The 12,424-nt window shown below is 48.2% G+C and carries 2 protein-coding genes; both read right to left on the bottom strand.

Annotated features, from left to right (window positions below; translation table 11 throughout):
• Positions 1–109: 109 nt before the first annotated feature.
• The gene (locus ACOMHB_RS18790) at positions 110–6,535 is read right to left on the bottom strand and encodes a hypothetical protein (RefSeq protein WP_448217764.1); all 6,426 of its coding nucleotides are present in this window, start codon (positions 6,533–6,535) and stop codon (positions 110–112) included.
• An 86-nt stretch (positions 6,536–6,621) separates the two neighbouring features.
• Positions 6,622–12,381: a coiled-coil domain-containing protein gene (locus ACOMHB_RS18785; protein ID WP_448217763.1), complete on the bottom strand. Its 5,760-nt coding sequence runs from the start codon at positions 12,379–12,381 to the stop codon at positions 6,622–6,624.
• Positions 12,382–12,424: the final 43 nt, after the last annotated feature.

Here is a 12,424-nt window from a genome sequence, read left to right as displayed (position 1 = left end):
CTGAGTACTTTTATTACCGTGAAAAGTGATTGTCACACACACAGAGGGATCAGCTTTTAAGTACTTAATTAAGGTAGTCTGCTGAGGTTGCAGGTGGAAATGAACTTTCTCATCGCCAGTCGCAGAAGGCACTCAGAGTGTAGGAGTATGGAATACTTTCTGCGTGGGAAAATGACCATTTAGGCACATTTTCCCTGAAGTATTTTTCCCAGCCATTCTCAAACAGTTTCATGGTGCGATCCCGGCGTTCACGGAACTGCAGATAATTTTCGTGCCGGGTCCAGCCATGCATCAAGTCACTTGCTTCAACGCGGCCTGCATACTCTTTGTCGGTTTCATTGAAGCGTTGAGGTGTAGCAACAGACGCACGTTTCACATATTCATCGTCCGTTTCACCCAGGCCTGCCCAGCGACTGATCTTGTCAAGAGTTCGGCCCAGAGGCCCACCCAGCCATTGAGTGAGCATCTTGTTGTCGTTCATAAAGAAGTCGTAAGTAAGACTCGATGCCAGAGCGAAGCCGAAGGTTTGAGCATAGCTAAATCCGGATACCAGACCCTGGGCGTATGCTCCAACAGTGGCAATCGGGCCCAGAGCGAGAGCAGCTGTGGCAGAAGTCAGCGTTTTCACTTTTTGTGGTGTTACCCGGTGCAACAGTGTTACCTGAACCCCTTGACCGGAAGCCATGGACTTCACTATTTCGGGCACCAGACGGAGAATACTGTGGTACATATGCGGGTTAGCGTTGTACTGTCTGGCAAACAACATGGAGCCGGTTCTCAGCAGAATGACTGAGGAAGCGGCTTTACCCAATGGCATGGCCAGCCCGCCCACTTCAGAGACTCGTTCAATGCCAATGTGGTTTGCGTATTGGCTGGTTCGGTTAAGATCAATACCATAGCCTTCCAGCCAGTGCTGGAAAGGTGTGAGCATCCGGTGCAGGTAATCACCCCTGTTGGTCAGATCCAGAAGATAGAGAAATGAAACGTTCGAGAGGGATAGCTCGACAGCCTGCCAGGTGGTGTGGGTTGCCAGCAGGGGGGTGTAGCTGGAGAAGTACCAGGTGACAGCCTGTACCAGAAAAGCTGAAGGTTTGACCCAGTAATCATTCAGTTGGTGCTCAACTGCTGCGGCATGGGCCTGCATCAAGGTGCTATCGATAGCTTTGACCAGGTCTGATTCAGCCAGGCCGACAGCATGAGCATAAGGTGTCAGGGTATCCTGAACTTTGCTCAGGAAGGCTGCCATTTTGTGGCCGTTTTCAAAGGCAATATCGTCGAGAACATAGTTGGCGATGACCGCAGCAGCGTAGTCTTTCATGCCAGCAACAGACTCTTTTATACCCGCCGGATCAGAAGCAGTCACGGTCACAGGAGTAAAGGCACTCTGCATGAATTCATCAACCCCTTCATCGGAGAGCACCTGGACAATGGCTCTGAAGCGAGGCAGGTTGACGCCGTGTTTGTAGCCAAGGAAGTGTTCAAATTCATTCACTGTCTGATAACCTTCAACACCTCTGACAGCCTTAATGTGGTTCTCAAGTTCAATCTTGCTGATCAGACCCTCACGCAGCAAAGCTATGATTTTGTTACCACTGGCAGAATGGACAGATAAGTATTCCGAAAAGTCTTTCAGGTCCCGCTCGACATAGTGAATACCTGCCAAGCCCAAGCCGCGAATTTCGTCGTCGTATTCTTGTGCCCCATTTTCTATCTCAGACAATGCCTGGTGCGTCAGAATCCGGACTTCTTCGAAGGCATTCAGGGGTTGACCTTCTTCAGGCTCGGGAGAGGATTCCGGAAAGGTCGTCTTCAGGCTCCTGAAAACTTCCACAATCCGGCTGGCCTGTATAAACGTCAGTTTGTCTCCGGCCAGCGCCTGCAAGCGAACTGGTGCAAATTCATTGTCAAAATCGAAAGTCGCAAGGGATGGTGTTGCCTTACCGTTTTCTTTTGCTGCTTTTGTCAGGCCAATGGCGGCTTCCAGAGCTTGTTTTTTGAGAGGATGCTGCTGCGAAAATCTGTGGATAGAATTCAGAACTTTTGCCTGCTTTGGCGAGTACTGGAAGGGGCTACCATCATTTTCGACGGTTTTCTCTGCCGCCTTCAGGACTTCCTTTATTCTCTCAATGTTTGCTTTCCTGGCTTCAATCTCATCTTCCAGACGGACCTGTTCCTGAGTCAGTTGCCGGATCTTGCCGCCGTTACCGTCATGTCCGCCCAGCTGTACCAGTTTGCTTCTCAGGGCATTAACCCGGTGTTCACTGGTGTCAGTGGGGTCTGGTTTAAGACCCACTGCTTTTTCTAAAGGGTCAAGAAACGCTTTATGAAAATCTATCAGGTCTTCTTCTGCTTTTGATAACGCTTTACTTTTCTGCTCCAGGGCTAAATTCAGCAGGGCTATTTCGTTCTTATGGAGGGTCTCAGTGGACTCATCGGTGTTAAGCTCCTCCTTTTTAAGGTCCAGCCTCTGTTGTGTATTCCTCTCGTCAAGCCGTGCATTGCTCACCTTCATGCTTTCTCTGTCGTGAATACGAAGAAATTGCAAAATCTGAGCGTACTTGTCCCGGGTTAAAGGCAGTTCACCCAATGCTTCATACAGTTCATCGTTATTGTCCAGACTACCAGTATGTTTATTGTCTGCAACGACAGCAGAGTAATCAGCTTCTGCCAGTAAACTGAGGTCATCTCCATCTGTCAGGATATTCGCATTGGTCAGGGTTTTCTGTTGCTCAAGGATTTCATCTCGTTTTTCTTCGCTGTATTCCCGCAGGTAATGTTTGACGTCCTCCATCCGCTCTTCGGGAACTTGTGCGTCATTTGCAGTCAGGCCCAGGTCGGTCTGAAGTTTTTTCATTGCCTGATTGACAATCGTGTTGTCTTCATCAGGGATAGGTTGCAGCTCAGCACGGCTCCCTGCAAATACCACGCGTTTGCCACGCAGCCTGTTCAGTTTGCGATGAACATTTGTCAGCTCACTTTCAGCCTCTTTCAGTGCCCGTCTGGCCCTGGCTGCATCACGATCAAGAACGAATCGTGGCTTAGCTCCCAGACGAGCCATTTGCCTGTCAAGTTCATGATCAATGGCGGCGATACGCTCATTGACGTCAGGCAGGCCGACATTGACAACTTCTTCGTCCAGCCGCTGGAGTTTTGTTTCAATCAGACTGTTCTGGTCTTCGAGGGTGGCATCATCTTTATAGTCCTCAATGTTGAGTCGAAAAGCTATTTCATTGTTCCAGACTCTTCTGGCGGCTTCATCGTCGTAAAGTGCGTTTGATTTTGCGATTAATTCCTGAATTTTGGTTCTCAGGGCATCCTTTCGGTCAGACAGGTCGTCATCCATGTCAAATGCTATATCCAGATCTTTGGCCAGTTTGACAGTGAAAACCTGACCTCTTTTTTGAGCAGCAGAGTTTTCGCTAATGTCGATGTTTAGCTTGTCCTCTATAGTTTTTAGCATAGAAGTCTGTTGTCTTATGGCTCGTTCATACGCATCTTCGAAAAAAAAGTTAAGACATCTCTGAAGCCTCCAGGGTCTTGTTTCTCTTTGTTCGTAAGCAGGTGAAATGTCTCCTTTCCAGTAAGGGGAGTCTATGTCATCCAGCATTTTTTCGGTGATATCTTCGTCCTCAAGTCTGGCAAGAATCCTGTCGAGTCTTTCCTGGTTGTCATCATCGTCAATGGCATCGATCTTGAGTATTTCTTCCAGGGTTTCCAGTACGTCCAGCGCCTCTTCTTCTACCTGCTGTCTGACTTGTTCAATGTATGACCGAATTTCCCTGGCAATGGCGTCACGACGATAATACACATCGTCCTCACTACCCTGAATATTCATCGCCAGGGCGTTTTCCAGATCAGTGAGTTTCCTGAGCACTTCAGGCATGGCTATGGGGTGCCCTGGTGTTCTGATGTCTTCCAGTTCTGTTTCCAAATCTGCGAGACTGAATAACCTGTTACGTGTTGCTTCTATCTGTGTGTTGCGTTGTTCTATTGTGCTGCCTTCTTCCATAGGGTCATAAAAGTCTGTCACATAATCTCCAATGAGTTTGGCGTCAATGTCTTCTATGCCCCTTTGAGCAGGCAGTGCCCGGATACTCTGAAAGATATATTCCTGGTGTTCGTCTGGTGAATTGTCCTGATTATCAAGTCTGTCAGGCAGGTCTGCCTGCCGAAGATTCAGTCTGTTAATCTTCCCTAGTTCAGTGTTCAGTGACTGAATTCTCCGAACCAGGCGTTTTTGTTGAACGGCAATATCTGCATTGCTATCAAAATCCTTAATATTTAAATGTACGGCAATGGCGGCATAATGGGCTTTCATTGCAGCTCTTTTTCCAGCCTCTGTACTGGTCTTCTGAAGATGCTGTCGGAATAGAGTTCCCTGCTGATTAAGGTGCTTCAGAATGGCCTGGTGACGAGCTTCCGGTCTAGCTTCACTGACGCGCACCAGACCGAGCTGACTTTCAACGATAGCCAGCTTGTGGCGGGCCTCGACATGGGTGGCTGCTGCATTTTGTTGCATACAATGTTGAATGGACTGAAAGCGTGCACTCAGATCGTTTTCATTGATCGGAATGATATCGAGCGGGCCTTCCATCGCTGCCAGTTTTACTTTTGCTGCTTCTTCGTCAAACTGTTCTGTTGCGGCCATCACCTGGTTGATTTCATCCAGTTTTATTGAGATGAGTCTGGCTTGTTCTTTTGCTGGTCGGGTATCATCCCAGTTATCAATACCAAGTTTTTCTGCCAGTTGAGCTTTGTAAGCCTTGTTGGCTTCTGCTCTGACATCACGGGCATGTCGTTCCAGGTGCGGGATTCGTCTGACTTCGTGTTGAAGTTTCCGAAGCAGGTTTTCCAGTTCTTCCTGCTCGGCATGAAAATGTAAAAGCTTATTCTCAAGTTGCCGATGGAGATAGATTGCTCTCTGTTTCTCCCTTTCACTGATAGTGACTTCTTCTGATACCAGCCTTAGCAGGCTTACAACCCGGGCGAGTTCGGCTTCTGTTGCCAGATGATCTTCCAGCATGAGTTCCCTCTCAATCAGTTGTCTGGCCATATCGCTCAGGACTTTGGAAACAAACGGGTCGTCGCGAAAAATATCGGTCAGTGGTTCGGAGACACCGGTTATAAGGTTCAGCATGCTCTGAACAAAACGCTGTTTAGTCAGGAGATCTCTCAGCTGGGGTCTGAAGCTGAAATGTTTTGTGAGTTGAATCTGCAGCCAGGTCGGTGTGATGGCTGTCAAAACCACTCTGATGTGTTCCAGTGTAAGCTCAAATTCATCGTTTCCATAAATGCCATAGGGAGTAGCACTGGCTAATGCCTGCTGGAGAGATTCATAGTATGTAAGTGCATGTATCATCCGTTGATCTTCGTCTGCAAGTGTCTTCGGTTGCTCTTTGTTAGCGGTAGCACCATGTCTCGCAACAAACCTCTCCAGCACTGTCATCTGCATGCTTCGAATGACGTACTGGTAGCTTTTGACCTTATATTTTTTAACCTTTGTTACCACTCCGGGGGAGGGGGGATTAACTTCAGCTTTTTTCCAGAGGTCATAGAGGTTTTCTACAAAAGCGATATCATGGGGGTTCAGCCTCTGACCATGAAAAACAATCACCTCCCCCGTAGCTTCTGTCACTTCCAGCTTTGGATAACCCGCAGGCACAGGATAAACCTGTGTGTCATCCTCGACGTTGACAACGTAGCCGACGGGTTTGCTGTGTGCCAGAAGTTCATTAAGGGCCTTTTGTTGTAAGTCCTCTTCCAGCACGTGAACCTGGATATAGGCAGATGCGGCTGCTGCCAGGAGAACATCATCATTGACAAAGAGTGATTGTCCCAGACGTTGTCGGTCAGGAGGCTGATCGCCAGCAGCGAGAAGACGCATGAAAGTACGCCCATTCACTTCAACTTCTTCTACTTGAAGGGTGGCAAGGGGAACATAGTGATGATTTGCGCCGAGGTTTCCTGCCACATAATTGACAGCTTTAAGCAAATTAGCCAGTTGTCCGGGGCTGGCGATTTTCGTTAACGGTTCTAATTCGCTGTTAACTAATTGGTAACGAACAGCCTCAACTGAATACTGATCGGTCATTCCACCTCTGACTTCAATGACCAGATTCTTTTCTTTAAGATTATGGGTGAACCTGAAAGCTGCCTCATTACCCACTTTCAGGACTTTGGTGTATTTTTGAGCAACGCCATTTTCGCCTGTTTCAAACAGATCAACACTGGAAACGCAGCCATCAACATCAGCAAGAACTTCTGTGAAGCCTTTAGAAGGAAAGGCATAGATTGCCCTGTAATCAGTCTTGTCACGATAGGTGGTTGTATAGGATTTGGGTATTGGCTGCTGGTCCTGATCCAGGGTTGGCCGAACCATGACCTCACTGTGGGTAAACTTCACATGTCCATTATTTATAATATCGACGGACTTTGTCTGCAGCTTGCGATCGGCCAGTGCCTGTGGAGCAATGATGGAAGAACTGATTGCAAAAGTCAGAGCAAGGCTTAACGTATTGGAGCGAGCTTTTGTCATTCTACTACCTCAGAGCTGAGTACTGTTTACCGTGAAAAGTGATTTTTACCTCAAGTGGAGAAACGGTTTCTAATCGCTCATGGCTGTCAGTTGCTCATGAAGGCACCCAGGGTGTAAGAGTAAGGAATACTTTCTGCGTGGGAGAACGACCATTTAGGTACATTTTCCCTGAAGTATTTCTCCCAGCCATTCTCGAATAGCATCATGGTGCGATCACGGCGTTCACGGAACTGCAGATAATTTTCGTGTCGAGTCCAGCCATACAGGGTGTTGTTTGCTTTAACACGGCTTGCATATTCTTCATCGGTCTCACTGAAGCCCTGAGGTGAAGCAATAGCGTCAGGTTGCAAATACTCATCGTCCGTTTCACCCGCGCCTGTCCAGCGATTAATCTTGTCAAGACTTCGGCCCAGAGGTCCACCCAGCCATTGAGTGAGCATCTTGTTGTCGTTCATAAAAAAGTCGAAAGTGAGACTTGACGCCATTGCGAATCCGAAGGTTTGTGCATAGGTGAATCCGGATATAAGGCTATTAGCGTATGCTCCGAAAGTGGCTACCGGACCCAGCACAAGTCCGACAGTGGCAGAAGCCAGAGTTTTTACTTTTTGTGGTGTCATTCTGTGCAGCAGCGGTACCTGAACCCCTTGTCCGGAACCCATGGACTTCATCATTTCGGGCACCAGACGGACAATGCTGCGATACTTGTGGGGGTTGGCGTTGTGCTGTCTGGCAAAGAGCGCAGAGCCGGTTTTCAACAGAATGACTGAGGACGCGGCTTTACCCAATGGCATGGCCAGTCCGCCCAGTTCAGAGATTTGTTCAATGCCACTGTGGTAGGCATATTGTCCGGTTCGGTCAAGATCAATACGGTAGCGTTCCAGCCAGTGCTGGAAAGGTGTGAGCATTCTGTGCGGATAATCCCCTCTGTTGGTCAGGTCCAGCAGATAGAGGAACGCCATGTTTGAGAGGGACAGTGCCTTAGCCTGCGAGACGGTATGAGTCGCCAGTAGCGGTTTGTAGCTGGAGAAGTACCAGGTGACAGCCTGTACCAGGAAGGCTGAAGGTTTGACCCAGTATTCCTTCAGCTGCCACTCAATCGCTGTGGCATGAGCCTGCATCAAGGTGTCATGGATAGCCTTGATCAGGTCTGATTCAGACAGGCCGACAGCATTGGCATAAGGTGTCAGGGTATCCTGAACATGGCTCAGGAAAGCTGCTGTCCTGTGGCCATTATCAAAGGCAATATCATCAAGCACGTAGTTGGCGATGACTGCGGCTGCATACTCCTTCATGCCGACAACCGACTCTTTCATAGCCGCCGGACCCGTTGCCGTTAGAGTCACTGGAGCAAAGACACTCTGCATGAAAGCCTCGGCACTCTCATCGGACAGCATCTGGACAACCTTCCTGAACTCAGGCACCCTGACGCCGTGTTTATAACCAAGGACGTGTTCAAATTCAGCCACTGTCTGATAACCGTCGACACCTCTGACGGCCTTCATGTAGTTTTCAAGTTCAACCTTGCTGATCAGCCCTTCACTCAGCAAAGCCATGATCTTGTTAGCACTGGCAGAACGGGCAGCGAAGTATTCCGGGAAGCTTTTCAGGTCCCCGGGAACATGCTCGATAAAGTGAATGCCCGTTGAGCCTATGTCACGAATTTCGTTGTCGTATTGTTGAGACGCGGTTTTTATTTCATTCCTGGCTCTTCGCACCAGAATCTGAGCTTCTTCAATGGCATTCCGAAAATGATACTCCGCAGGCTCGAAGGGATAATCCCGGAAGATCGTCTTCAGGCTCTTGAAAACTTCCACAATCCGACTGGCCTGTGTAAACGTCAGTTCGTCTCCGGCCAGTGCCTGTAAGCGAATGGGTGCAAATTCATCATTAAAATCGAAAGTCTTGAGGCAGGGTATTGTCTTACCGCTTTTTACTGCAGATTCTGCCAGACTCATCGCGACTCCCAGAGCTTGTTTTTTCAGAAGGTGCTGCTGAGTGAATGTGTGTATAGCGTCCAGAACCTTTGCCTGTTTCGGTGTGTACTGGAAGGGACCAGCATCATTTTTGACAGCTTCTTCGGCAGCCTTCAGGACTTTTTTCAGTCTCTCAATATCTGCTCCGGAGGCTTCAATTCCAGCTTTCGGGCAGGCCTGTTCCTGAATCAGTTGTTGGATCTTGTTGCCCAATCCTGCATCGACTTCATCAGTTGCGTCCCGGGCATAAGTATCTGAATGGCCTTTAATAGCAATAGTGTAATGAGCTGCTTCCAGCGAAGCGGGGTCGCCAGATATCCGGACGTCCAGATTTGTTTTGGTTCTCAGTTCCGCAACGATTTGATCTCGTATTTCGACACTGAATTCCAGCAGGAAATTTATAATGTCCTCTGCTCGCTCTCTATTAGTTTGCTCCTCACCTGCAGACAGACCCAGTTCGGTCTGATAATGTTTCATTGCCCGATTGAACGTCGTATCGTCTTTTTCTGAAGTATCTTTGAAGTCAGTATGGCTACCCAAAGGTACCAACTGTTTGCGATGAATAGCATCCAGATTGTGATTAGCAGCCTCCAGCTCACTTCCAGCTTCTTCGACTGCCCGCCTGGCTGTCGCTAACTCACGATCAAGAACGTATCGGGGTTTGGGTCCCAGGCGAGCCATTTGCCTGTCAAGAGCATTCTCAATGGCTGCAATACGCTCATTGATGTCAGGCTGACCCACTTTGAAAACTTCTTCATTCAGCTGTTGAAGCTTTTCTCTAATCAGGCTCTTTTGTTCGTTTATGCTGGCATCATTTCTGTAGCCATTAATGTTGAGTTGATCAGCAATTTTATTGTTACTGACCCTTTTAACACCTTTATTGTTATAAGTTTTCTCTACTTCTTTCATTAATTCCTGAAGTCTTTCTCTCAGGGTATCCTTCTGGTCAGACAGGTCGGCATCGTCTTCAAACCCTATACGCAGTTCATTGGCCAGTTTAGCTATGAAAGTTTTTTCTCTTTCCTGAGCAGCAGGGTTTTCATGAGGGTCAATATCCAGCTTGTCCTCCAGAGCGATAAGGTAATCTGCCTGTCGTTCTCTGGCCTGCAGATCCGATTCTTCGACTTTGAAGGTAAGGCCATCACGAATACTTTGGAGTACCACATCCATCCGCACCAGACCCCGCTCCAGATCTTTCTCCAGATCTCCCATCAGATCTGGCCCTTTACCTTCCCACCCGAGGATCTTGTCCATCTGACCCAGCTCGTGATTTGAGATATCACCGCCATCAAGCCTCGAGAGAACCCTTGCCAGTCGTGCTGCTTTGTCATCACCTTCATTGATGTGGATGCTGAGTAACCCTTCCATAGATTTCAGTACGGTCAGGGCCTCTTCCTCTGACCGCTGTCGGGCTTCTCTGATGTATATCCGGATAGCTCCAGAAATGACCTGACGATGGTAATACACATCGTTCTCTTCACGGAGGTTTTCTTTCTCAAAAACGCTTTCCACGGCAAGAAGGGTCCTGGATACTTCAGGCATGACTTTGGGGTGGCCCGGTGTTCTGATGTCTTCCAGTTCGTCTTCCAGCTTTGAAAGCTCGAAGAGCTTGTCATGTACCATTAACTCCAGGTTGGTGCGGTCTTCCAGACTTCTGTCTTCATTCAGATCAATACCCAGAACTGCTGCCAGAGAAATTTGTCTGAGCCCAGTGTAATAATCCTCCATATTGAGCTGCTCAGCCATTTTCATAAGTGTTTGAATCAGATGTTCTTGCTGATCGTCAATATCTGCATGGCTATCAAAATCCCTGATGTTTAAATATGCGGCAATAGTCGTAAAGCGTTTTTTTATTTCTGCTACTTTTTTAGCCTCTGAGCTGGTGATTTGTTGCCGGAAGGCTTGCTGATGAGGCTCCAGGTCGTCTTCATCAAGTGGAACAATAATCAGCTTGGCGCCAATTGCCGCCAGATGTTCCTCCAGAGCCTGTTTTTGTGACTGTGCTGTTGCGGCTACCAATCTGAAGATTTCATTAATTTTTCTGCTGATCAGCCTGGCTTGCTCTGCCAGTGGTTGGGTATCATCCCAGTCCTCAATACCAAGCTCTGCTGCTGTTTGAGCGTTGCGAGCTTTTGTGGCATCTGTTCTGGCACCATAAACTTGTTTTTTTAGCAATGGAATTTGATTGGCTTCCCGTTGCAGCGTCTCTATCTGGTTTATTAGAGCATCTACCCTGCCATGAGTCTTCGCAAGCTCATCCACAAGTTGCTGATTTAACTCCTCCATTCTCAAGTTTTGCCCGATACCTTGAGCGGCTGATGCCAAAAAGCGATCGGTTAATTCACTTTGTTTTGCCAGCAAGGTCTCTATTGTCCTGAGCTTCTTCAACGCGCTTTCCATCTCAAGCAGTTGCCCGACAAAGTCACCAATGACTCTGGCAGTAAAGCCTTCGCCCAGGTCAGGAGCATCATCAGAAAAATCATGCGAACTGGCGATAAAGATTAAATCATTATGAATATTCTGAACAAATAGCCCGTTAGCCAGAAAATTTCTAAGTACAGGTTTGAAGCCGAAGTGTCTTAACAGTTGAATATGCACCCAGGTTGGCGTGATCAACGGCGAAGTGAATTTGACGTGTTGTGAAGTGAATTCAACTTCATCTGCTCCATCTGAAGTAGCACTGGCTAATGCCTGCTGAAGCCCTTCAAAGTCTGCAAGCTCCTCCACCTCATCACCGACTTCTTCAACGAAGTTGAGTCCGGCATGGTGCTTTGCGGCTAAATCCTCCAGTATTGTCATCTGCCTGCTTCGAATGATGTACCGGTAGCTTTTGACCTTGTCTTTTTTAACCTGTGCAGTGTCCTTGTTAAAATAATTGGTAAAGCGATAGAGATTTTGCACAAGGGCAATATCGGTGGGGTTCTGTTTCTGACCATGGAAGACAATAATCTCCCCCGGAGTCTCAGTCACTTCCAGTTTTGGATAACCAGCAGGGACAGGATAAGCCCGAGTCTCATCCTCGACATGCACAACATAGCCGACGGGTTTATGGTATGACAGCAGATTTTCCAGGGCATCCTGTTGTATCTCTTTCCCAAGAACATGCACCTGGGTATAGGCAGAGGTGGCTGCTGCCAAAAGCACCTCATCATTGACAAAAAGTGACTGACCCAGACGTTGCAGCTCAGGGGGCTGATCACCCGCAGCGACAAGGCGCATGAAGGTGCGCCCGTCCACCTCAACCTCGTCTACTTCAAGGGTGGCAAGGGCAACATAGTTATTGGCTTCGCCCAGGTTTCCTGCTCTTTCGTGCGCACCTTTCAGTACCCTCACCAGATGATCGGGGCTGGCCATTTCAGTAGAGGGTTCCAATGTCCAGGCGACCCCTGATTGAGCGCGAACAGCCCGAATTGAATCCTGATGGGTCATACTGTCTCTGACTTCGATAAGCAGTTTCTCTTCTGCAAGGTTATGGGTGAACCTGAAGATCCCCTCATTACCCACCTTCAGCACTTTGGTGTATTTCTGAGCAACGTTATTCTCGTCTGTCTCAAACTGATCAACACTGGCAACGCCACCCCCGATACCGGAAAGAACGTCTGTGAAGCCTTCAGAAGGAATGTCATAGCCTGCTCTGACTTCAGCCTGATCAGGGTAGGTGGTGGTAAAGGATTTGGCTATTGGCTGCGAGTCATCATCCAACGTTGGCTTAACGATGACCTCGCTCTGGGTAAACTCCACTTGTTCATTGCCCGAAATATCAACAGATCTTGTCTGTAGCCTGCGATTAGCCAGTGCGTCTGTAGCAATGATGGAAGAGCTGATGGCAACGGCCACGGCAAGGCTTAATGCATTGGGGCGGATATTTCTCATTCAACTACCTCGAAGCTGAGTATTTTTATTACTGTAAAAAGTG

This window comes from Endozoicomonas sp. 2B-B, assembly GCF_053470045.1.
The sequence above is the reverse complement of the archived record's forward strand: the minus strand, read 5'-3'. Positions and strand labels throughout refer to the sequence as shown.

What these genes read in the sequence shown, in the direction of transcription:
- ACOMHB_RS18790 (WP_448217764.1), bottom strand. Translation starts at nt 6,535, where the DNA reads ATGACAAAAGCTCGCTCCAATACGTTAAGCCTTGCTCTGACTTTTGCA.
- ACOMHB_RS18785 (WP_448217763.1), bottom strand. Translation starts at nt 12,381, where the DNA reads ATGAGAAATATCCGCCCCAATGCATTAAGCCTTGCCGTGGCCGTTGCC.